Annotated in this window: 20 protein-coding genes and 1 tRNA gene; 6 read left to right on the plus strand and 15 right to left on the minus strand. The window is 73.1% G+C overall.

The features are described 5' to 3' along the window. Positions 1–2 precede the first annotated feature (2 nt). From AB2L27_RS06350 to AB2L27_RS06385, 8 genes are all read right to left on the minus strand, one after another. Positions 3–1,403, minus strand: a complete 1,401-nt coding sequence (locus AB2L27_RS06350) for a sulfatase family protein (protein WP_370440794.1) — start codon at positions 1,401–1,403, stop codon at positions 3–5. Between the two features lie 82 nt (positions 1,404–1,485). Then, a complete protein-coding gene (locus AB2L27_RS06355; protein WP_370440634.1) occupies positions 1,486–2,145 on the minus strand; it encodes a PadR family transcriptional regulator in 660 nt (219 codons plus the stop codon). 50 nt (positions 2,146–2,195) lie between these two features. Beyond that, entirely contained in the window at positions 2,196–3,569 is a 1,374-nt protein-coding gene (locus AB2L27_RS06360) for a sulfatase family protein (protein WP_370440635.1), read from the minus strand. A 4-nt stretch (positions 3,570–3,573) separates the two neighbouring features. After that, positions 3,574–5,115 carry a sulfatase family protein gene (locus tag AB2L27_RS06365; protein ID WP_370440636.1) on the minus strand — a complete coding sequence of 514 codons (1,542 nt, stop codon included), beginning with the start codon at positions 5,113–5,115 and terminating at the stop codon, positions 3,574–3,576. A gap of 26 nt (positions 5,116–5,141) precedes the next feature. Further along, positions 5,142–5,984 (minus strand): ATP-binding cassette domain-containing protein, encoded by an 843-nt coding sequence (locus AB2L27_RS06370; protein WP_370440637.1) that lies wholly within the window; start codon positions 5,982–5,984, stop codon positions 5,142–5,144. Next, entirely contained in the window at positions 5,984–7,858 is a 1,875-nt protein-coding gene (locus tag AB2L27_RS06375) for a dipeptide/oligopeptide/nickel ABC transporter permease/ATP-binding protein (RefSeq protein ID WP_370440638.1), read from the minus strand. The genes AB2L27_RS06370 and AB2L27_RS06375 overlap by 1 nt, the downstream gene beginning before the upstream one ends. Continuing rightward, positions 7,855–8,799 (minus strand): ABC transporter permease, encoded by a 945-nt coding sequence (locus AB2L27_RS06380; RefSeq protein ID WP_370440639.1) that lies wholly within the window; start codon positions 8,797–8,799, stop codon positions 7,855–7,857. The genes AB2L27_RS06375 and AB2L27_RS06380 overlap by 4 nt, the downstream gene beginning before the upstream one ends. Before the next feature lie 44 nt (positions 8,800–8,843). Next, positions 8,844–10,349: an ABC transporter substrate-binding protein gene (locus AB2L27_RS06385; protein ID WP_370440640.1), complete on the minus strand. Its 1,506-nt coding sequence runs from the start codon at positions 10,347–10,349 to the stop codon at positions 8,844–8,846. Between the two features lie 204 nt (positions 10,350–10,553). Between AB2L27_RS06385 and AB2L27_RS06390 the strand changes: the two genes are divergently transcribed. Next, entirely contained in the window at positions 10,554–12,263 is a 1,710-nt protein-coding gene (locus tag AB2L27_RS06390; RefSeq protein ID WP_370440641.1) for a sulfatase family protein, read from the plus strand. Here AB2L27_RS06390 and AB2L27_RS06395 read toward each other — a convergent pair. From AB2L27_RS06395 to AB2L27_RS06405, 3 genes are all read right to left on the minus strand, one after another. Next, positions 12,230–13,918 carry a sulfatase family protein gene (locus AB2L27_RS06395; protein WP_370440642.1) on the minus strand — a complete coding sequence of 563 codons (1,689 nt, stop codon included), beginning with the start codon at positions 13,916–13,918 and terminating at the stop codon, positions 12,230–12,232. The genes AB2L27_RS06390 and AB2L27_RS06395 overlap by 34 nt on opposite strands. Beyond that, positions 13,915–15,693: a sulfatase gene (locus tag AB2L27_RS06400; protein ID WP_370440643.1), complete on the minus strand. Its 1,779-nt coding sequence runs from the start codon at positions 15,691–15,693 to the stop codon at positions 13,915–13,917. Before AB2L27_RS06400 ends, AB2L27_RS06395 begins: the two co-directional genes overlap by 4 nt. A gap of 62 nt (positions 15,694–15,755) precedes the next feature. Next, entirely contained in the window at positions 15,756–16,361 is a 606-nt protein-coding gene (locus AB2L27_RS06405) for a PadR family transcriptional regulator (RefSeq protein ID WP_370440644.1), read from the minus strand. Positions 16,362–16,555: 194 nt separating this feature from the next. On the opposite strand from AB2L27_RS06405, the gene AB2L27_RS06410 reads away from it, so the two are divergent. The 3 genes from AB2L27_RS06410 to AB2L27_RS06420 are packed head-to-tail and all read left to right on the plus strand — an operon-like array spanning position 16,556 to position 18,302. Then, entirely contained in the window at positions 16,556–17,563 is a 1,008-nt protein-coding gene (locus AB2L27_RS06410; RefSeq protein ID WP_370440645.1) for a formylglycine-generating enzyme family protein, read from the plus strand. Beyond that, the gene (locus tag AB2L27_RS06415) at positions 17,560–17,937 is read left to right on the plus strand and encodes a YidH family protein (protein ID WP_370440646.1); all 378 of its coding nucleotides are present in this window, start codon (positions 17,560–17,562) and stop codon (positions 17,935–17,937) included. Before AB2L27_RS06410 ends, AB2L27_RS06415 begins: the two co-directional genes overlap by 4 nt. After that, a complete protein-coding gene (locus AB2L27_RS06420; RefSeq protein ID WP_370440647.1) occupies positions 17,934–18,302 on the plus strand; it encodes a DUF202 domain-containing protein in 369 nt (122 codons plus the stop codon). Before AB2L27_RS06415 ends, AB2L27_RS06420 begins: the two co-directional genes overlap by 4 nt. 249 nt (positions 18,303–18,551) lie before the next feature. On the opposite strand, the gene AB2L27_RS06425 is transcribed toward AB2L27_RS06420, so the two are convergent. The 3 genes from AB2L27_RS06425 to AB2L27_RS06435 all read right to left on the minus strand — a co-directional run bounded on the left by AB2L27_RS06425 (position 18,552) and on the right by AB2L27_RS06435 (position 20,230). Further along, entirely contained in the window at positions 18,552–19,112 is a 561-nt protein-coding gene (locus tag AB2L27_RS06425) for a PIN domain-containing protein (protein WP_370440795.1), read from the minus strand. Further along, a complete protein-coding gene (locus tag AB2L27_RS06430; protein ID WP_370440796.1) occupies positions 19,109–19,564 on the minus strand; it encodes an excisionase family DNA-binding protein in 456 nt (151 codons plus the stop codon). The genes AB2L27_RS06425 and AB2L27_RS06430 overlap by 4 nt, the downstream gene beginning before the upstream one ends. A 593-nt stretch (positions 19,565–20,157) precedes the next feature. After that, positions 20,158–20,230 (minus strand) — tRNA-Lys (locus AB2L27_RS06435). A 70-nt stretch (positions 20,231–20,300) separates the two neighbouring features. Here AB2L27_RS06435 and AB2L27_RS06440 point away from each other — a divergent pair. Further along, a complete protein-coding gene (locus tag AB2L27_RS06440; RefSeq protein WP_370440648.1) occupies positions 20,301–21,044 on the plus strand; it encodes a class I SAM-dependent methyltransferase in 744 nt (247 codons plus the stop codon). A gap of 16 nt (positions 21,045–21,060) precedes the next feature. Continuing rightward, a complete protein-coding gene (locus AB2L27_RS06445; RefSeq protein WP_370440649.1) occupies positions 21,061–21,699 on the plus strand; it encodes a trimeric intracellular cation channel family protein in 639 nt (212 codons plus the stop codon). A 15-nt stretch (positions 21,700–21,714) separates the two neighbouring features. Here AB2L27_RS06445 and AB2L27_RS06450 read toward each other — a convergent pair whose 3' ends face one another. Beyond that, complete coding sequence (locus tag AB2L27_RS06450; protein WP_370440650.1) at positions 21,715–22,437, minus strand: ANTAR domain-containing protein; 723 nt, start codon at positions 22,435–22,437, stop codon at positions 21,715–21,717. Positions 22,438–22,478: the final 41 nt, after the last annotated feature.

Below are 22,478 nucleotides of genomic sequence, written 5' to 3' on the forward strand. Positions count from 1 at the left end.
CCTCAGCGGACGTCGGCCGTCCACGCCGCCGTCGTCATGGCGCTGTCGGCCCGCCAGCGCGCGATGGCGCCCAGCAGGTCCGTGCGCCGCTGCCGGTGTCCGGGGTCGTCCCAGAGGTTCTGCAGCTCCCCCGGGTCGGCCTCGAGGTCGAACAGTTGACCCTCGTCGGGGTCGAGGTACTCCACCAGCTTGAACCGGTCCCGGCGGACCATGGTCATCAGCGCCGTCCCGGACAGGATCCGGTCGCGCGCGTGCTCGGAGAAGACGTGCTCGCGCCCGGCGTACGGTTCCCCGCGCAGGGCCGGGACGAGCGAGCGCGCCTCCATCCAGCCGGGGACCGGCAGACCGGCCAGTTCCAGCAGCGTCGGGGCGAGGTCGAAGTGGGAGGTGAGCCCGTCGAGCACCTGGCCCGGGGCGACGCGACCGGGGCCCCACACGAGGCACGGCACGTGGACGCTGCCCTCGTACATCGACCACTTCTGGCTCAGCCCGTGGTCGCCCAGGGCGTCGCCGTGGTCGGAGGTGAACACGATCACCGTGTCCTCCAGCACGCCGCGCGCCTCCAGCGCCGCCCGCAGGGCCCCGACCTGCTCGTCGATCATCGTGACGTTGGCCAGGTAGTGCCGCCGCTGCCGGCGGGCCTGCTCGTCGGTGGGGTCGGGCAGGTGCACGACGGCGTCGTGGTCGACGTCGAGGTGCTGGCGGCGCAGGTCGCGCAGCGCGCTGGGCAGGGTCGCCACGTCGTGCGCGGTCCGCGAGGGCATCGGGACGTCCCGGTCGCGGTAGGCGTCCAGGGCCTGCGGGGTGGGGTCGTACGGCGGGTGCGGGCCGGGGAACCCCACCTGCAGGAAGAACGGGCCGGTGCCCCGCCACCGCTGCAGCCACATCGCGGCCAGGTCGCCGACGAAGGTGTCGGCGTGCAGGTCCGCCGGCGGTTCCCACTCGAACGCGCCGAGCCGGTCGGCGTAGTCCTCGCGCTCGGCGTAGGTGACGCGGCTGGGTTTGCGCACCCCGCGCGCCCACAGCGCCTTGTCCCAGGTGTCGAGGTAGAACGGCAGCCGCGGGGTGTCGCGGTCCTTGTTCTCCACGACGTGCCGTTCGTGGAAACCCACCGACGCCTCGTAGGGGTAGGTGTGCATCTTGCCGACGTTGACGCAGTGGTACCCGGCGTCGGCGAAGCGCTCCACCCACGAGTGGTGCCAGGGTTCGTCGTTGCGCAGCACCCCGGTGGTGTGCGGGAACAGGCCGGAGAACAGGCTGGCCCGGCTGGGCGCGCACGAGGGCGAGGTGACGTAGCAGTTCGTGAACGCCGTGCCCTCGCGCACCAGCCGGTCCAGGTGCGGGGTGTCGACGTGGTCGTGGCCGAGCGCAGCGATGGTGTCGAACCGCTGCTGGTCGGTCATGACGAGCACGACGTTGGGCCCGGGCGGGGCGTCGCCGGCCCGGGTCGGGCCGGGCAACCGGCTGGCGCTCACGGGGTCCTCCTCAGGTGGTGGTGCGGGGTGCGGGGACGTCGCCGTGGACGTCGCCGTGGACGTTCCGGGCCGGGTCCCCGGTCTCGATCCCGGTCCCGGTCCCGGTCTCCAGTTCGGCCTCCAGCTCGGCGACCGTCAGTTCCAGCCAGGCGATGTAGGCCGCCGTGGAGGCGTACCCGCGGGCGTGGGACAGGAACTGGATCCTGCGCACCCAGGCCGGGTCCAGCTCCGGGATGGGGTCCAGCTCACCGGCCGAGGCGCCGGTCTCCCCCTCGACCTGCTTCTGCTGCCGCCGGTACTGCAGTTCCCGGCGCGCCACGTCCAGGGCGATGTCGCGGCCGAACTGCCCGGCGTGGGCGAACTTGACGACGAAGTCGGGGTCCATCGGCCGCGGCGAGGGCTCGTGCGGGGCCCGGGCCCAGCGCAGGAGCTCCTCGCGGCCGGCCACGGTCAGCCGGTACACCTTGGCGTCGGGGGCGTTGTCCCGCTCGCTGGTCTCCCACTCCAGGTACCCGGCCTCCTCCAGCTTGGTCAGCGACCGGTAGATCGAGGTCATCGAGGCCCGGATCCCGACGAACTGCCCGCCGTGGACCACGGCGCCGCGCAGGTCGTAGCCGGAGGAGGGCCGGCGGGCGAGCATGCTCAGCAGGTACCAGTCGAGGGTGTTCACGGTGCGTCGTCCTCCGGGGCGGTCCAGGGCGTCGCGCGACGCCTCGAGCGTCAACTCTGCACCCCCGCCCGGTCCCGGACCTCGGCCAGGTGCCGGGCGAACGCCTCCGCCAGCGGGTCCCCCTGCTCCCGCAGGAGGTCCAGCAACCGCTCGCGCATCCCCTCCAGCTCCTGCCGCGCGGCGGGGACGTCCACCAGGTCGTGCACGCTGTCGGGGTCGGTGCGCCGGTCGAACAGCTCCTCGGGACTGCGCCGCAGGTAGGTGCGGACCCGTTCGGCCACCGCCGGGTCGGTCGCGGCGGCCTCCTGCATCGCCGTCCACGTCCGCCCCCACATGCTCTCGGCGCGGTAGTCCAGGTCCTGGCTCGTCCAGGGGTTCCACACGTAGCTGTGCGTGGCCGTGTGCAGGGCGCGCATCTCGTAGCGGGTGCCGGCGGAGGTGGCGTGGAACGAGGTCGTGATCTGCGGGCGCAGGGCGGAGCGGTCCCCGCCGGTGACCAGCGGCAGCAGGTCGACGCCGTCCAGCCCCTCCGGCGCGTCGGCCCCCACGGCCGCGCACAGGGTGGGCACCAGGTCCAGCGTGCTGACGAAACCTCCCCCGACCCGGGGCTGGGCCCGGGGCCGGGTGGGGTCCAGGACGACCAGCGGCGTCCGGGTGGACTGGTGGTAGCAGTTCGCCTTGGCGAACGGCAGGGGCATGCCGTGGTCGGAGGTGAACACGACGATCGTGTCCTGCGCCTGCCCGCTCGCCCCCAGCTCGGCCAGCAGGGCCCCCACCACGTCGTCCAGCCGCCGCACGGAGGAGTGGTACTCGGCGATCTCCCGGCGCACCTCGGGCAGGTCCGGCAGGTGGCCGGGGACGTCCACCTCGGCGGGGGTGAACGTGCGCGAGGGGGCGGGGAACTCCTCCCGGACCGCCTCGGGGTAGAACTCCCGCTCCTCGTCGCTGCCGGCGAAGGGGCGGTGCGGGTCGTGGGCGTTGGCCAGCAGGAACCACGGCCGACCGGCGCTGCGCGCCCAGAACTCCCCCGCGGCCGCCGCGTACGCCGCCGCGTCCCGGCCGTCGGCGAGGTCGCGGCGACCGCGCACGTAGTCCCAGCCGAAGCGGGTCTCGGGCTGGACGTGCTCGACCTTGCCGAGGATCCCGCAGGAGAACCCCAGCGGCCGCAGGGCGTCGGTCAGGACCGGCACCCCGTCGGCGATGGGCTCGAAACCCCGCGACCCGTTGCGGTGCGGGAGCAGGCCGGTCAGCATGGCCGACCGGCTCGGCTGGCACACCGCGACCGCGACGTGGGCCTCCTCGAAGACGACGCCGCGGGCGGCGAGGTCGTCCAGGTGGGGGGTGAGTCCCGCGACCCCGCCCAGGGACCCGGTGGAGTCGGCCGCGAGGTCGTCGCAGGTGATGAGCAGGACGTTGGGACTCACCGGGTCACCCCTTCGCCGGCGCCTGGTCGGGCACGCGCAGCGCGTTCAGCGGGGCCTGGGCGTGCCAGGAAACGGGGACGGCGCCGTTGTCCACCCGCAGGCGTTCGGCGAGGTCGTCGGCGGCCTCGGTGCGCCCGGTGCGCCGCAGGTAGGCCTCGAACTCCACCGGGTTGCTGTACAGGGTCGGTCCCTGCTGCAGGGAGATCTGCATCGGGTCCGGCAGCGCGCCCGGGGTCCCGGCGTAGCGGTGCCACCACTCCAGCAGCCGGGAGCGCATCTGCGCCAGCAGGTCCGGGTCCTTCTCGGCCAGGTTCTGCGTGCAGTGCGGGTCGTCGCGCAGGTCCCACACGGACTCCCACTCGGCCATGAACGACCCCGGGTGGTAGGTGCGGGTGTACATGTGGGTCGCCGTCCGCACCGAGCGCTGGAAGGTGTGCGCCCCCTGGCCCAGCACGAGGTAGTCGCGGCCCTCCTGCTCCTGCCCGCGCAGCAGCGGCGCGAAGGACTCCCCCTGCCACTTGGCCGGGACCTCCTCGACGCCGAGCAGGTCCAGGACCGTCGGGGCGAAGTCGATGTTGTAGAGCAGGTCCGCGTGGTGGCGCACCGCGGCGTCCTCGGTCACCCCGGGCCAGAACACGACCATGGGGATGTGGTTGACGGCCTCGCTGGCCAGGCCGTGCTCGGCGTAGGAACCCTGCTCCCCGAAGGACTCGCCGTGGTCGGCGGAGACGACGATGGCGACCTCCTCGGAGATCCCCATCTCCTCCAGGGCCGCGAGCAGCCGGCCGAAGTGGTGGTCCCAGTACATGACGGCGCCGTCGTAGCCGTTGATGAGGTGCTCGAAGTCGGCGCGGTTCGCCACCTGGTCGGGCATGTTGTGCGGCACCCGCGAGGACCGGGGGGCTCCGGCGTAGTGCAGGTCCAGCGCCGAGCGGGGACCGTAGACCTGCGCGTGCTCGGCGATCGTCGCCTCGTCCGGCCAGGCCGGGGCCGGTCCGCTGGCGGCGGCCTTCTCGGTCCACTCCGCCGGGTGCAGGTAGTCGGTGTGCGGGTCCCAGTAGGTGACGTGCAGGTACCAGTCCTCGGTGTCGCGGTGGCGGGCGATCCACTCGATCGCGGTGTCGGTGACCGCGTCGGCCGGTTCGTCGCCGATGTCCGGGGTCGTCTGGAGGGTCTCCAGGAAACCGGCGTTGAAGTGGTACGCGCGGTGCCGTTCGGCGAAGGAGGACAGGCTGGCCGTCCGGTAACCCCGGGCGACGAGGGCCTGCGGCAGGCTGGGCCGGCCGGCCTCGGGGCGGTGCCCGTGGTCCAGGCGGAACCGGGCGGAGTCCCCGGCGTGCCCGACGACGCCGTTGGTGATGCCGAACTGGCCGGAGTACAGGGCGGTGCGCGAGGGCAGGCACGGGGAGTCGGAGCAGAAGTAGTTGTCGAACCGCACCGAGCGCTCGGCCAGGCGGTCCAGGTTCGGCGTGGTCGGCCGCTGGTAGCCGTAGCACCCGGTGTGGTCCGGGCGCAGGCTGTCGACGTCGACGTAGATGATCTTCACGGTGCTTCTCCCGGCGGGTGGGTCGGTCAGGCGGACTGGGCCAGGGCGCGGCGTTCCTCGCGCCGCAGCCGTTGCGCGGCGGGGTCGGGGACGGGGGCCGACATGAGCAGCTTGCGGGTGTACGGGTGGCGCGGGTCGGCCGTGACCTGCTCGGCCCGGCCGTGCTCCACGACGTCCCCCCGGTACAGGACCATGACGTTGTGGCTCACGTGCCGCACCACCCCGAGGTCGTGGGAGACGAACAGGTACGCGACACCGGTGTTCTCCTGGATCTCGGTGAACAGCTCCAGCACCCGGGCCTGGGTCGTGAGGTCGAGCGCGGAGACGGGTTCGTCGCACACGATGAGCCGCGGCCCGAGCGCGATGGCGCGGGCGATGGCGATGCGCTGGCGCTGACCGCCGGAGAACTCCCGGGGCAGGCGGTGGGCCGCGTCGGCGGGCAGGTGGACCCGGTCCAGCAGGGCCCCGACCCGGCGGCGCGCCTCCTGCGCGTCCGTCCCGGCCGCGGTCAGGGGTTCGGTGAGGATCGACTCGATGGTCATCGAGGGGTTCAGCGAGGTGTAGGGGTCCTGGAAGACGACCTGCACGTCCTGCGACAGCCGGCGCCGCTCGGCGCGGCCGGCGCGGGTGATGTCCCTGCCGTCGAAGCGGACGGTGCCGGCGCTGACCGGCACCAGCCCCAGGACGGCCCGCCCGATCGTCGTCTTGCCCGAGCCGGACTCCCCCACCAGCCCCAGGGTCTCCCCGGGGCGGATGACGAACGAGACGTCCCGGAGCACCCGGTTGGGCTTGGCCCGGAACCCCCGTCCGGGGAAGTCGACGCACAGCCGCTCGACCTCCAGCAGCGGTTCGTTGCGCACCACGTCCATCAGCGGGCCTCCGCACCATCGGCCGCGGGCACCCGCAGCACGTCGTCGTCGAACGGGTAGGGACGGGCCGGGCCGTCCTCGACCATGGAGTCGAGCAGGGTCCGGGTGTAGGGGTGCCGCGGCCGGGCGAACAGGTCCTCCACCGCGCCGGTCTCCACGATGCGCCCGTGCTGCATGACCGCGACGCGGTCGCAGATGTCGGCGACCACCCCGAAGTTGTGGGTGACCAGGACGATGCCCATCCCGAACTCGGCCTGCAGGTCGCGCAGCAGGTCCAGCACCTCGGCCTGCACCGTCACGTCGAGCGCCGTGGTGGGCTCGTCGGCGATGAGCAGCTTGGGCTTGCACGAGATCGCCCCGGCGATGAGGACGCGCTGGGCCATGCCGCCGGAGATCTCGTGGGCGTAGGAGTCGAACGTCCGGGCCGGGTCGGGGATGCCCACCCGGGCCAGCAGGGCCAGCGCGCGCTCCTTGGCCTCGCGCCGGCTGATCCCCAGGTGCAGCCGCATGGGCGTCGTCAGCTGGTAGCCGATCTTGAAGGCCGGGTCCAGGTTGCTGAGGGGTTCCTGCGGGATGTACGCCAGGTCGGTGCCGCGCAGCGCCCCGTGCTGGCCGGGGGTCAACCCGGTGAGGTCGGTCCCCCGGAAGTCGATGCTGCCGGCGCTGACCCGGCCCCCCTCGGGCAGCAGGCCCAGGACGGCGAAGGCGGTCTGCGTCTTGCCCGACCCCGATTCCCCGACCAGGCCGAGGACCTCACCGGAGTCGACGTGCAGGTCCACCCCGTGCACGACGGTCTTGTCGCCGCCGTCGCCCTGGGCGTAGGCGACCTGCAGGCCGCGCACCGTCAGCAGGTCCCCGGTCGCGGTGTCCAGCGCGGAACCCTCCTCCGCCTGCTCCGGCAGCACGACCGTGGCCGGGCCCGCCGCCGCGGCCGCGGCGCGCGCCCGGCGCCGGGAGGGCCCGGTCGCGGTGCCGCGGTCCTCCAGCGCGTCGCGCAGGGCGTTGGACAGCAGCATGAGGGAGGCGCAGACGAGGCCGACGAGCAGCGCCGGCCACAGCACCAGCAGCGGGGCGATCGACAGCTTGCGGAAACCCTCGCTGATCATCGCGCCCCAGGACGGGACGGACTTGTCGCCCACCCCGAGGAACTGCAGACCGGCCTGCACGGCGATGGCGATGCCGGCGACGCGGGCGCACTGGATGATGATCGGGGCCCGGACCACGGTCAGGACGTGCCGGCCGACGATGCGGGCGTCGGACAGGCCCGAGACGCGGGCGGCGTCGACGTACAGCTCCCCGCGCACCGCCTGCACGGCCCCGCGGACGATCCGGAAGAAGCCGGGGGTGAGCATGACCCCGAACACGGTCATGGCGATCCACGTCGAGGGCCCGGCGACGGCCCGCACGGCGAGCAGGACGACGATGGCGGGCAGCGCCTGGAGCATGCTGGTCACCCAGCTGGCCCCGGTGTCGAACCGGCCGGCGTGGTATCCGGCCAGCAGTCCGCTGGAGACCCCCAGAACGGCCGAGACGGCCGTGGCCAGGAGCGCACCGAGGAGGTTGACCTGCCCGCCCCAGACGAGGCGGCTCAGGACGTCGCGGCCGCTGGAGTCGGTGCCCAGCAGGTGCTCCGCGCCGGGGGACTGCAACGTGCCGAACAGGTCGATGGCGTCGGGGTCGGCCAGCGGCAGCACCGGGGCCAGCGCGACGACGACGGCGACCACGGCCAGGACGACGGCGGCGACGACGCCCAGCGGGTTGGCCGTGAACCGGCGCAGCGCACCGGAGCTGGGCCGGCGCAGGCGGCCGGGGTCCGGGGCGGTCGGCGTGGCCGAGGACCCGGGCACCAGGACGGGGTTCTGCGGGGTGCTCATGCGAGCCTCGCCTTCGGGTTGAGCCATGCGACGACCAGGTCGACGACCAGGTTGACGAGCACGACGATCGTGACGGCGGCGACGATGACCCCCATGACCAGCGGGAGGTCGCCCCGGGAGGTGTTGGTGACGGCCAGCGTCCCCAGCCCCGGCAGCGCGAAGACCTGCTCGACGACCACGGACCCGCCGAGCAGACCCACGAACTGCAGGCCGAGCATCGTGAACCCCGTGGTGGAGGAGTTGCGCAGCACGCTGGTCAGGACGATGCGGCGCTGGGACAGGCCGCGGCTGCGCAGGGTGCGCACGTAGTCCTGGCGCAGGACGCCGATGGCGGCGCTGCGGACCTGCTGGGCGACACCGGCGACGGCACCGATGCTCAGGGCCGTGACGGGCAGCACGAGGGTGGCCGCCCAGGCGTACAGCGACCGTTCCGGGGAGACGTAGCCCACGGCGGGGAACAGCGCGAGCTGCACCCCGAGCAGGGTCGCCAGGAACACCCCGACCAGGAAGTTCGGGACGGCGTCGGCCAGGGTCGACAGGACCTGGAACGTGCGGTCGAGCCAGCCGCGGCGCACCGCGCACAGCAGGCCGATGGTGAACGCCACCACGCCGCTGACGACGATGACGGGCAGCAGCACGCTCAGGGACACCGGCAGGGCGTCGGCCACGGCCTCGGTGACGCCCTGGGAGGTGAACCAGGACCGGCCCAGGTCGCCCTGCAGGGCCCCCAGGAGCCAGTTCCAGTACTGCACCAGGACGGGCTGGTCCAGGCCGAGGTCGGCGTTGAGCTGGGTGATCTGCTCGGGGGTCGCCGCGTCCCCGAGGACGTTGCGGGCGGTGTCGCCGCCGGCGGCGAGGGTGAGCAGCACGAAGGCGAAGAAGGTGATGGCGAACAGGAGCACCACGGCCGAGACCAGGCGGCGCAGCACGTAGGGGATCATGGGCTTCCCATCATCGTCGAGGGGTCGTCGTGGGTGGGTGCGGGTCAGTCGGCGGGCGCGAAGTTGTAGACGGCCGGGACCGCCTGCCGCGACTGCGGGGAGACGTCGACGCTGCGCGCGTGCAGGTAGAAGGTGTTCGGCCGGTAGAACGGGGCGAACCAGACGTTCTCCACCAGGAAGGTGTTCAGCTCCTCCGCCGCCCCGACGTCGCCCCGCTGGTAGCGGTCGATGCGGTCGGCCACCACGGGGTCGCCCACCTTGAACGGGTTCCAGGAGGCCTTCTCGGCGATGAAGTTGGCCATCTGCCGCCAGGTGCCCTGCATGGCGAGGGAGAAGTAGGCGACCGACGCCTCGGCCTTCTGCAGGTTGGGGATGAGTTCCTGCGAAGCCCACTCCTGGCGCCGGGCCCGGACCCCGACGCTGCTCCAGTTCGCGATGACCGAGTCGATGATGGCGGGGTCGTACCCGCTGGAGACCGGGAAGTCCACCTCCAGGTCGGTGTACCCCGCGTCGGCGAGCAGGCCACGGGCCTCGTCGGGGTCGTAGGGGAACGCGTCGTCGTACTCGGGCAGGTAGCCGTCGTCGCCGGGGCGGAAGATCTGACCCGTCACCTCGCCCCGGCCCAGCAGGACCCCCTCCAGGATCCCCTTCCGGTTCACCGCGACCGACAGGGCCCGGCGGACCCGGACGTCGGCCAGCGCGGGGTTCAGGGTGCCCAGCCGGTCGAACATGATGAGGCCCTCGAAGTTGACCTGCGACTGCTCCAGGACCAGGCCGGCGCTCTCGCCCTCGACGGCATCGGAGGCGTTGCTGATGAACCCCCCGGCGAGCTGGCCGGCCTTGAGGGCGTTCAGCCGGGCGCGGTTGTCGGTCATGATGTCCATGACGATGCCGTCGTAGGGCATCTGCCCGCCCCACCAGTCCGGGTTGCGGGTGAAGGTGTACCGGACCCCGGTGGTCGAGCGCGCCGCGTCCAGGACGTACGGCCCGGAGCCGACGGGGGTCATCGCGAGGGTCGGCGAGCCCAGCACCTGCGGACTGGCGATGAAACCCCCGGCCGATCCCAGCGTCTCCAGGAACCCCGGGTCGGGGGCCGACAGCACGATGACGGCGGTGTCGGGGGCCGGGGTCTCCACCCCGGTCACCGCGCGCATGACCGAGGCGTAGGGACCGTTGCCGGCCAGGAACGCCTCGACGTTCTGCTTGAGCACCTGCGAGTCGAAGGTGGCCCCGTCGGTGAACACCACGTCGGTGCGCAGGGTCAGCGTCAGCCGCGTCCTGGCCTCGTCGTACTCCCAGGCGGTGGCCAGGTTCGGCCCGACGGTCCCGTCGGCGTCGATCCGCAGGACCGGGTCGTACACGGCCTGGAAGAAGGGCAGGAAGTGCCCGAGCTGGGCCTGGGCGGGGTCGAAGCTGCGGGGCGGCTGGGCCATCGAGAGCCGCAGCTGACCGTCGTCGGCCACCGCCTTCCCGACGGCGTCGGCGCATCCGGCGGCGGCCAGAGCCGCGCCGAGGGCCCCCAGCTGCAACACCAGGCGTCTGGTCGTCATGGTTCGTCGTCCTTCACGTCGTCGTGGGGATCGGTCGTCCGGAGCCAGTCGGCGTCTATGTCCGTCTGGTGATACCGACGATGGTGCATCTCGCGCCTCAGTGCCGTCAAGCAGGGAACCTGAAGGATTTTGAACCGTCGCACCTATAGCCGCTCGGGATTAGTGACCCTGGCGCGGGCCGAGCCGGCGGGCTACGGTGCGCAGGTGACCGGAGCCGCTCGCACCCGCCCGAACGTCCTGTGGATCTCGACCCACGACATCAGTCCCCACCTCGGCTGCTACGCCGGCGTCTGGCCCGACGCGGAGTCGGCCACCACCCCCCACCTGGACCGGCTGGCCGCCGAGGGCGTCCGCTGGGACCGGGCGTTCGCCTCGGTGCCGGTGTGCGGCCCGTCCCGGTCGGCGATCACCACCGGCTGCTTCCCGACCGCGATCGGCACGATGCACATGCGCACCAAGGCGGTCCCGCCGCCGCAGGTGCGCCTGCTGCCCGAGCTGTTCCGCGAAGCCGGGTACTGGACCACCAGCACCGGTTTCACCGACTTCCAGGTGAACACCCCGCCGACGACGTTCGACGTCTTCGGCGACGACGCGCACTGGCGCAGCCGCCCCGACGGCCGCCCGTTCTTCGCCGCCTTCCACGGCCTGACGACGCACGAGTCGAGCCTGTACCTCGACGACGAGGCGTTCGCGGCCAGGACCCCGCACGTCCGCCCGGACCAGCGCCGCGACCCCGCCGCCGTCGTCCTGCCGCCCTACTACCCCGACACGCCGGTCTTCCGGCGGACCTGGGCCCGCTACCACGAGCTGATCACCGAGATGGACCACGAGATCGGGGTCCTGCTGGGGCAGCTGGAGGAGGACGGGCTGGCCGAGGACACCGTGGTGGTGTTCTGGAGCGACCACGGGGTCGGGATGCCCCGGGCCAAGCGCTACCCCTACGAGGCGGGCCTGCGCGAGCCGCTGCTGGTCCGCTGGCCCGGCGTCCTGCCCGCCGGCTCGGTGCGCACCGAACTCGTGCACCTCCTGGACCTCTACCCGACCGTGCTGCAGGCGGCCGGGTTGCCGGTGCCCGACCACGTGCACGGCAGGGCGCTGTTCGGGCCCGAGGGGACCTTCGACGACGCGCCCCGGCCCTACGTGTTCGGTTCCCGGGACCGGATGGACGAGCAGGAGGACACCAGCCGGACCGTGCGCGACGAACGGTTCCGCTACATCCGCAACTACCACCCCGACCGGTCCTGGATGCAGCACCAGAACTACGCCGACCACACCCCCACCTGGGCCGAGCTGCGCCGCCTCGTGGCCGACGAGGGTCGCCAGCTCGCGCAGGGGCTGGTCCCCGACGTCCTCACCGACGCGCAGCGGTCGTTCACCGCCCCCTCCAAACCCGCCGAGGAGCTGTACGACGTCGAGGCGGACCCGCACGAGACGCGGAACCTGGCCGCCGACCCGGCCCACGCCGACGACCTGGCCCGGTTGTCCGCCGCGCTGGAGGAGTGGCAGACCACGTTCGGCGACCTGGGGCTGCGACCGGAGCGCGAGCTGGCCGAGCACTGGCGGCCCGGCGGGCGCTGGGAACGCACCGCCACCCCCGCCGTCGAGCGGGCCGACGACGGCTCCCTGACGCTGACGTGCGCCACGCCGGGGGCGGTCGTGGGCTGGTCGCCCGCCGGGGACCCGGCCTCCCCGGCCGCGGCCGCGGCCGGGGGCGGGCTGCTGGCCGACCCGGGCCGGGCCACGCAGATCCTGGGCAACCCCGAACCCGACGGCCGGACCTGGCAGCTGGCCACCGGCCCGGCCTGGCCGCCCGCCGGTGACCTAATGGTCCGGGCCTGGCGGCTGGGGTTCCTGCCCAGCGAGGAGGTCGTCGTCCCCGCTCACGCGACCTCGACCTCGACCTCGACCTCCTGAGAGTCGAGGAACCCCAGCCGGCAGGCCTTCAGCCACACCCGCCGGCCCGCCCCGGGCGCGGTCGCCGGGCACAGCAGGGACCACCGTCGGCCGTCCCGGGGCGGGGCCCCGATCGCGTCGGGGGGTGAGCCCATCCGGTCCGCGGCGGTCGCGGGGCGCTCGGGAGCCGCGACGGGCGGGTCGGCCGTCCACACGACCCGCGCCCCGGGGGTGGGCGAGACCGTGGCGAGGACGTCCGCGGCGGGTCCGGGGGGTTCGGGTGGTTCGGTCACCGACCACCGCCCGCCGGGCCGCCACCGTTCGAGGAGTTCCTCCTCCGGCAGGGCACCGAGGTCCCCGACGTCGGCGAGCCACCCGTCCACCGCGGCCCGGAACCGGGCCACGGTGGTCTCGTGCCCGGGGTCGGCGGCCAGGTTGCGCTGCTCGTACGGGTCCTCCTGGAGGTCGTACAGCTCCTCCGGCGCGGGTTTGGCCGCCCCCACGAGCAGCCGCTGCACCGGGGTGAGCAGGCTGCGCCGGGCACCGGTGGCCAGTTGCCCGGCCTCCCGGGAGGCCAGGAGCCGCATCTCGCGCCAGGTGGCGAGGTGGTCGGGGTAGTCGGTGTGCTGCATCGGGGACCGGTCGGGGTGGTGGTGCCGGGTGTAGCGGTACCGGCCGTCGCGGGCGCTGCGGGAACGGTCCTCCGCCTCGCCCTGCCGGTCCCGGGCGGAGAACACGTACTCGTGGGGTTCGGCGACCAGCGTCCCCTCCGCGGTGATCAGGGAGGTCCCCTGCACGTGGTCGGGGACCGCGACCCCGCAGGCCTGCAGCAGCGTCGGGGCGAGGTCCATGAGGTGCACGGGGGCGGAGTGGACGGTCCCGGCCTCCAGCACGCCGGGCCAGCGCACGATGAGCGGTTCGTGCAGCCCGGAGTCGTTCAGCCACCGCTTGCCGCGCGGCATGCCCAGCCCGTGGTCGCTCCAGAACACCACCACGGTGTCCTGCGCCAGCCCGTCCTCCTCGAGCTGGTCCAGCAGCCCCCCCACCCAGTGGTCCATCTGCGTGATGAGGTCGTTGTAGCGGGCCCAGGAGCGCCGGAAGACCGCCGTGTCGGGGTAGTAGGGCGGCAACGGGGCCAGCGCCGGGTCGTGCCGCCACCGCTCAGGCACGTCGGCGGTCCGCGCGGCGAAGGCGTCGTCGTCGAGGTAGATCTGCGACTCGTGGGTGGTCAGGGAGTGGAACGCGGCGAAGAACGGCGTGTCCGCGGTGGGCCGGTCGCGCCAGTGCGCGGTGTCGCTGCACTCGTCGAAGGTGCTGACCGGCGTCGGCACCTGGAAGTCGGTGAAGGAGTTGTTCGTCGTGTGGTAGCCCGCCTCGCGCAGGTGCTCGGGGAACAACCGGACCTGCGGTGGCGGGACGGCCTTGGTGCGCATGTGCATCGTCCCGATCGACACCGGGTGGCAGCCGGTCATGATCGAGGACCGGGACGGGGCGCAGATCGGCGCCGCCGCGAACGCCTTGTCGAAGCGCACCCCCTCGGCCGCGAGCCGGTCCAGGTTCGGCGTGCGCGCGTACTCCGCGCCCGGGTACACCCCGGCGTAGCACCCCAGGTGCGGGTTGATGTCGTGCGTGGAGATGAACAGGACGTTCGGGCGCTCGCCCACGGCTCGGGTCACTGCGTCCTCCGGCCGGTGTCGGCGAGGTCGTCGGCCACGGCGCGCAGCTGCTGCGCGGTCAGGACCGCGGTCCGGGCCATCGACAGGAGGCTGGCACCGGCGGGCACGGCCACGAGTTCGGTCTGCACCAGGGACGGGACGTGGCGCTCCAGCACCGCGCGCAGCGCGGGGTCGGTGACGAGCTGGGCCAGGGGGGTTTCGAGCAGGTCACCGCCGGGGAGCTCGGCCAGGGCCGGCAGCGGTTCGAGGACGGCCGCGGCGCGGTCGGCCTGGGCCCGCACGAGCAGGTGCTCGGTCCCGGGGTCCCCCTCGACGGGCAGCCCCAGCCGCTGGAACTGGCTGGCCGGGGCCTGGGACTCGCGCATCACCCGGCACAGCAGCTCGGCCATCCGCAGTTCCACGGCGTCGTCGGCGATCGGCCGCACCTGACCGGGGTCCTCCTGCAGGTCGAACAGGAGCGTCCCGTGGTGCCAGGGGTTCATCCACCCGGACGTGCCCTGCACGCGCATCGTCCGCAGCCCCTTGGTGAAGCCGAACGGCTCGGCCGGCTCCCAGGCACCGAGGTCGTCCAGGCTGAACCGGCTGCGCATGTGCGTCGGCATGAGGGTGTACTGCTCGATCGGCGCGTTCGTCGCCTCGACCGCCCCGCGCATGTACACGTGGCGGCCGTCGGTGACGTTGACGTGCCCGCCGTGGACGCCGAACAGGGCGCCCTCGTGCAGGTCCGCCGAACCCCCGGCGGCCAGGACGGGGGCCAGGTCCCGCCCCTGCATGTCCGGCGTCGGGTCGAGACCGAAGAACCCCAGCAGCGTGGGGGCGATGTCGATGGTCTGCACGAGCGCGGAGCTGCGCGTGCCGGCCTGCCCGCCGCGGGTGTCCCAGACGGACGCCGGCAGGTGGACGAGTTCGTTGAACCACGGCTGCACGCTCTTGGCCCACCACCCGTGCTCCCCCAGGAGGAACCCGTGGTCGGTGTTCACCACGAGCATCGTGTCCTCCCACAGGCCGTGGGCGTCCATCGCGTCCAGGACCCGCCCCAGGGACCGGTCGCACATCGAGACCAGCGCCGCGTACTCGGCGCGGGCGTGCTCGACCTGGCCGGCCGGCTCGGCGACCTTCTGGTAGCCGGGCCAGTCGAACGGCGGCCCGTCGTACTCGTGGGGGTACAGGTCCTTGTACCGCTGGTGGGTGAAGAACGGTTCGTGCGGGTCGAACAGCTCGATCTGCACCATCCAGTCCTGCGCCGCCGCGTTCGTGTCGACGAAGTGCAGGCCGGCGTCGACCGTCAGCGTCTGGGAGTGCTCGGCCTCGGTCGGCACGTACGTCCGGTTCACCTGGTCCTGCCGCAGCATCCGGCCGTGGGCAGCCCGTCCCGCGTGCCCGGGGGCCACGACGCCCTTCCAGGGGTCACCCTCCTGCCCGCGGAAGAACTCCCACGTGGTGAACCGGGTGTGGTAGGTGGCACCCCCGTCCTCCCAGTAGTGCGGGTGGTCCGAGGCCAGGTGCGTGTGCACCCCCGCCTCCCCCAGCATCTGGGGCACGGAGTCGTCGAAGGGTTCCAGCGGCCCCCAGGACCGGTGCAGGAAGTTGTACCGGCCGGTGTGCATCTCCCGGCGGGCCGGCATGCACGGCATCGAGCCGGCGTAGAAGTTCTCCAGCGTCACGGTCCTCTCCGCCAGCCGGGCGAAGTTGGGCGCGTGCACGGGTGTGTCGGTGCGGTACGGCGGCAGCACGTGCCGGTTCAGGCTGTCGAACATCAGGACGATGGCGCGCACGGTTCTCCCCGTTCTGCCGGCCCCTCAGGGGCCGCACGTCGTCGGGCGGGTGGGTTTCGGGGTCAGGGCTGCCGGGCCGCGACGGGGCCCGCCTCCCGGTCGGTGAAGGTCCAATCGCCGTCGAGCAGGCGCCGGCGCAGGTCCTCGCACGCGGCGAGGTGGGCGTCCACGGCCGCCGCGCCGCGGCGGTGCGACCACTCCCCCACCCCGGCGGCCAGCACGGCGTCGTGCTCGAGCGTGGTCTCCACGACCGTGCTGCGGTCGCGGAACCGGTACCTCGCCACCTGGTCGCGGCGGGCGCGCAGTTCGGTCTCGACGAGGGAGAGGACCTCCCCCGGTTCCAGGAAACCGGCGAAGCTCAGCCGGGCCAGGAACTCGGGGTCCTCGAACCGCGAGGGCGGGTGGTACTCGCCCTTGAGCCGGTCGAGGAAGATCGTGGCGCCCTCGTCGGTGACGCGGTACGTCTTGGCGTCCTTGGCGCCGACGCGGGTCTCGACGTCGTGGGTGACCCAGCCGCGCTCCTCCATGGTGGCCAGCGAGCGGTAGACCTGGCTCATCTGGGTGTTGGAGCGCAGGAACCGGCCGGTGGTGTCGAGGTACTTCTTCAGGTCGTACCCGGTGCTCGGGTGCCGCAGGAGCACGCCGAGGAGGATGTCTTCGAGCTTCATCGCCACACCTTCCGCCCCCGTCGCGGGGCCGCCGGTGCCGCCGCTGCTGTGCGTCGGTCGGAGTGCAGCGACTATGACACTAGTGGAGTACCGTGTCAACGACTCACGTACCGTTCCCCCCGGCAGGTGCGGTGGGTGCGGCCGGTGCGGTGGCCGCGACGACCTGCGACGGTGGAGGGACGGGGAAGGACGCCATGAACCACGGACACGGGTGCTGCGCCCCGCCAGCCCCCTCAGCCCCCTCGACCCCGCCGGCGAGGACCGCCGCGACGGAGGTCGACCTCGCCGGGGTCACGGCCGCCGCACGACCGGCGGGTCCCCCGGACACCGCCGTCGAGCTGCCCGGCGGCACGTTCCGGATGGGCACCGACGACGAGGAGGGCTACCCCGGCGACGGCGAGGGCCCCGTCCGCGACGTCACCGTCGGCCCGTTCGCCGTCGACACCGTCACCGTCTCCAACGCCCGCTACGCCGAGTTCGTCGCGGCGACCGGCTACGTCACCGAGACCGAGCGGATCGGCTGGTCCTACGTCTTCGCCGCGTTCCTGCCGGCCGCCGTCCGCAAGGTCAGCCCCCGCCCCGAGGTCACCCCGTGGTGGGCCGCGGTGACCGGGGCCACCTGGGACCACCCCGAGGGCCCCGGCAGCGACACCACCGGCCGCGAGGACCACCCCGTCGTGCACGTCTCCTGGGCCGACGCGGTCGCCTACGCCACCTGGGCCGGTGGGCGGCTGCCCACCGAGGCCGAGTGGGAGTACGCCGCCCGCGGCGGCCTGGACCAGGCCCGCTTCCCCTGGGGCGACGAGCTCACCCCCGGCGGGCAGCACCGCTGCAACGTGTGGCAGGGGGTGTTCCCCGTCAAGAACACCGCCGAGGACGGCTGGAAGGGGACCGCCCCCGTCGACGCCTACGCCCCGAACGGTTTCGGCCTGCACAACGTCGCGGGCAACGTGTGGGAGTGGTGCGCGGACTGGTTCTCCGCCACCCACCACCTCACCCGGGTCAGCCCCGCCGACCGCACCGACCCGAAGGGGCCCGAGCGGGGCGATTCCCGCGTCATGCGCGGCGGGTCGTACCTGTGCCACGCCTCCTACTGCAACCGCTACCGGGTCGCGGCCCGCACCGCCAACACCCCCGACAGCGCCGGCGGGAACAACGGTTTCCGCGTCGTGTGGGACCTGCCCGCCGAGGTGGGACGATGAGTCCGGTGACCCCCCAGCGCGAGCGTTTCCCCTCCTCGGTCTACCGGCACGGCACCGAGCCCGACCCCCGGTTCTCCCTGGCCAACGAGCGCACCTTCCTCGCCTGGATCCGCACCTCGCTGGCCCTGCTGGCCGCCGGGGTCGCCCTGGAGGGCCTGAGCCTGCCGCTGCAGCCGCAGCTGCGGCTGGCCGCCTCGCTGGTCCTCGTCGCGCTCGGGCTGCTCGCCCCCCTGCAGGCCTGGCGCGGGTGGGCCCGCGACGAACGGGCCATGCGCCGCGGTGAACCGCTGGCCTCCCCTGCCCTGGCGGGACCGCTGAGCGTGGGCACCCTGCTGGCCGGGGTCCTCGTGCTGCTCGGGCTGCTGCTGCGGTGAGCACCGACCGGACGGAACCGGCACCGCGCCGGATCTACGACGTCGGCCTGCAACCCGAGCGCACCGCCCTGGCCTGGCGCCGCACCGCGCTGTCGATGATGGTCGCCTCGCTGGGCGCGGCCCGCGTCCTGCCCAGCCAGCTCGGCGGCGGAGCCGTCGTCCTCGGCCTGATCGGGATCGTCTGGGCGGTCCTCGTCCACCACCTCGCCGGCCGCCGCGCCCGCCGCAGCACCGCCCGCCTGCTGACCGCCGGCGACCTGGCCCACCCGCACAGCGCCGGCGTCCTGCTGGCCGGCACCGCCGCCGCGACCGCCCTGCTCGGTCTGGGCGGGCTGGCGCTGGTGCTGCACCGCATCCTGGAGTGACCGGGTCACGCCGGCCCGGAACCGGCCGGTGGAGAGGCTCTGGACAACCAGAAGAGCCTCGGACCTGTTGCGGGAGCAGGTGGGCCCCCGGTCCACCGAAGTGCAGCGAGCTGGGAGGACCTCGCCCCCCGACGTCCGTCGCTGCAGACCCGTTCGTCGCGTTCGGCGTCTGCTGACCTCTCACGCCTGGGCCAGGAAACGCCCTGGCCCTTTCGTGGTGGGCGGAGCCGTTGTCGTTCGGGTGCGCTCTCACGGACTCCTGAGCAGTGCTGCCGAGACGACGAGCCCCGAGTTCTCCATCTGGTCGAGCACGTCCTCGACGGTCTGCGCAGGATTCTTGCGGGAGTCGGCGATACGAGTGATCTCGCCGTACACGATCTTCTTGTCCAGGTAGATCTGGTCGGCGATGAAGTCATCGGGTGACTTCGCTTCGACGTCCCACTCGGCGAGCTCGTCGGCAGGGAAATCCTTGAGGTTGTGCGTGACGATCACCTGGGCGCCGGACTTGATGGCTACTGCCAGAACGTGTAGGTCGTCAGGATCCGGGAGCTCCAAGCCGTCGATGAGCCTCTCGAACGTGCTTACTCGGCTGTCGCGAACGGCCTTGTTCATCCGGTCCCGCAGCACGTCCCACTTCTGCGGGTCGACGTCCGGCAGATCCGCCGCGAGGTTGCGGAACACCTCATCGAGGATCGTGTCCGACCACTTCGCCTGCACCAGCCCGCGCTGCGCGATCCGGATGAGCAGATCGCGCAGCGTGTTCGGGCACAGGACGCACGCGTCGTAGACGACGACGAAGGCCGAGGTCAGACCAGTCCGAGTTCCTGGGAGAGGGCCGACAACTCGTCAGCGGCCTCACGGCGCTTGAGGTCGTCTTGCCGCTTGTACTCCAGCAGCGAGCTGGCCTTGATCCGACGGTGCTTGCCCACCTTGGTGTACTCGATCTGCTCGTGGTCGAGCAGCTTGATCAAGTACGGCCGGGAGACGTTGAGCACGTCGGCAGCCTGCTGGGTGGTCAGCTGCGCGTGATTCGGGACGACCGAGACCGCGTCGCCGGACGACATGTACGTCAGGATGCGCGCCAGGAGCTCCACGGCACTGCGGGGCACCAAGAGGTGCTCCCCTTCCGCGTCATCGCTGACCAGCTCGATGACGGCCGGAGTGGACGGATGACTGCTCAGGTACTTCCTCACTGCCTCCAGCGCCTGCTGCGCCACTTCAGCGTCGTCGTGACTGGCCCGGCCGGCCGCATCCACTGTCATGATCAGCCCCCCTCCCACCTATGGACCACCATCATGTGCAGCAAACGCAACAAACGCAACATCCTTCGGCGCGTCGTGTGTGCGGGTGAGCGTCACCCCCATCGCCCCAGGTCAGAGACGTGAAAGCCACAGCTCCACCCCCGTGCCGGCCCACCACACGAGCCGCCACGCCACGGCGGTGAAGGTGCGGGCCCCGCGCCGGACGGGAGACCCGGGCTCGTCGTCGTCCGCCCCGCTCGCACCACCTGCCGGTCGATGGCGTTGAGGGCGACGTCCAGGAGACTCCCCCGACGCTCCGGGCCAGCTCGAGCACGATCCGCTCCAGCTTGACAGCCTGTGGTGGCGCCGGGACCGCTCAGGCGGACCTGCGCAGCCGAACGCGGCGTTCGGCGGACGTGAGGCCGGTGCGCATCCTGCTCCCGATGACGCCGAGGATCAGCGCGCACCGCGCCGGCGCACCAGGAGGAACGGCCACGACGCCCCCAGAGTCGATGGCGCATCGACATCGAGGGGTGAAAGATTGGGTAGCCAGGGCATCGTGAACGGACTGGCTCGAAACCGGCATGGAACGCGAGAACCGTTGCGGTACCAGGTGGGCCCCCAGGGGATCGAACCCTGAACCCGCGGATTAAAAGTCCGCTGCTCTGCCGATTGAGCTAGAGGCCCGGACCCGGAGGTCCGGCCCCATCATCGCAGACCCGTGCGCACCCCTGCCCCGAGGCGCCACGATGGCGTCGTGGACGACCACGAGCGCACGCGGGAGGCGTGGGGGCGGGCCGGGGAGAAGTACGTGCGCGAGCACGCGGACTTCCTCGCCGAGGCCCGCACCGCCACCCTCTTCCCCCGCGAGCTGGACCTCCTCGGCCCCCTCCTGTCCCGGGGCCCGGAGGTGCTGCACCCCATGAGCGGCAACGGGGTCGACGACCACGCCCTCGTCCGGGCGGGGGCGCGGCGCGTCACCGGGGTGGACTACGACGAGCGGGCGGTGGCCTCGGCGCAGGAGCGGGCCGACGCGCTGGGGGCGCCGATCCGCTACCTGCGGGCGGACGTCCCGCCCTTCCCCGGGCCGGACACCGCCGTGGACCTCGTCTACACCGGCAAGGGCGCGGTGGTCTGGGTCGCGGACCTCGACGCGTGGGCGGCGGAGACGGCGCGGGTGCTGCGCCCGGGCGGGCACCTGTTCGTCCACGAGGCGCACCCGATGGTCCCGCTGTACGAGCTGGGCGCGGACCGCACCGGGGTGCGGGCGGACCGCAGCTACTTCGCCGCCTCCCACGTCAACGACACCTTCCCGGCGCACGGCGCCGTGGAACGGCAGCACACGCTGGGGCGGGTCGTCACCGCGGTGGCGGCGGCCGGGCTGGCGGTCGTGGAGCTGCGGGAGCACCCCGAACCGTTCTGGCGCCCGGGCGGGGCGGAGGCCGCCGCGTGGGACGGGCGGCTGCCGAACTCCTACAGCCTGCTGGCCCGGCGACCCTGACGGCATCATCGGGCGGGTGACCGCTCAGGGATTCCTGCTCCTCCTCGAACTCGTCGGGGTCTTCGCCTTCGCCCTCGACGGGGCGCTGACGGCGATGCGGGCCACCCACCTGGACCTGTTCGGGGTCGTGGCGCTCGGCATCGTCACGGCCGTGGGCGGGGGGATCATGCGCGACGTCCTGCTCGGTGAGCTGCCACCGGCGACGTTCCGCGTCTGGTACTACCTGGCGACCGCGACGGCCGGTGCGCTCCTCGCGTTCTGGGGGCACCGGCTGCTGTCCCGCATGTCCCGGCCGATCTTCGTGTTCGACACCGTCGGGTTGTCGCTGTTCGCCGTGACCGGCGCGCAGCTCGCGGTGGACGCGGGCGCCGACGCCGGGCAGGCGATCCTGCTGGGCGGGCTGACGGCCGTGGGCGGCGGGACACTGCGGGACGTGCTGGTGCGCAAGGTGCCGGGCATCCTGACCGGCGGGCTGTACGCGGTCCCCGCCCTGCTCGGCGCCGTCGTCGCCGTCGTCGGCCCGGTGCTGGGGGTCTCCCCGGGCCTGGCCGCCTTCGCCGGCGGGGTCGTGTGCGCGGCGACCCGCACCGGTGGGGCGCTGCGGGGGTGGCGGGCCCCGCACGCCACCCTGGCCTCCCCCGAGGACCTGGACTGACCGGCCGCGCCCGCCTCAGCCCTCGACGCGGGCGGGCTGCACCAGGTCGTCGACGACCTCCCGGGCGACGTCGCGCAACCGGCGCCGCTCGGTCCGGGCCTGCGCCCGCAACCGGCGGAAGGCGTCGTCGGGGTGCACGCGGAACCGTTGCGCCAGAGCGCCCTTGGCCTGCTCCAGGACGATGCGGCTGTCCAGCGCCTCCTGCAGCTGGGCCTGGACCCGCGCGCCCGCGGCGACGTGCTCGAGCTGGGTGATCCCGACGGCCCCGAACGAGGCCATGGCCCGGGCGACGTCGGACTCCACGGGCGAGTAGGCCCCCTCGTGGTCGCGGAAGAGGTTCAGCGCGCCGATGGTCCGCCCCCTGCTGTCGACGGGGACCGTGTGCACGGCGACGATGCCCAACTCGGCGGCGCGCGCGGCGAACTGCGGCCAGCGGGCCGCGAGGTCGGCGGCCGTGGCGACGGACACGACGCTGCCGGTGCGGTAGGCGTCGAGGCAGGGCCCCTGCTCGAGCTGCAGCTGCAGCAGTTCCACCTCGCGCGTCTGGCACGGGGTGGCGGCCAGGAGCTGCAGCTCGCGCCGGGAGTCCTCCACGAGGAACCCGACCGCGGAGGCGGACAGCAGCTCGGCGCAGTGCCGCACCAGCCGGTGGGCGAGGTCCAGCGGCTCACCGTGCTCGGCCAGCACGGCGGCGATGTCGTTGACGGCGGCAGCCACCGCCTCGGCGCGCACGTCCACGCCTGAGCCCTCCTGAGGCCGGCTCTGCGCCGGCGGTCGTC

This window comes from Kineococcus halophytocola (genome assembly GCF_041276425.1).
Taxonomy (GTDB): Bacteria; Actinomycetota; Actinomycetes; order Actinomycetales; family Kineococcaceae; genus Kineococcus; species Kineococcus halophytocola.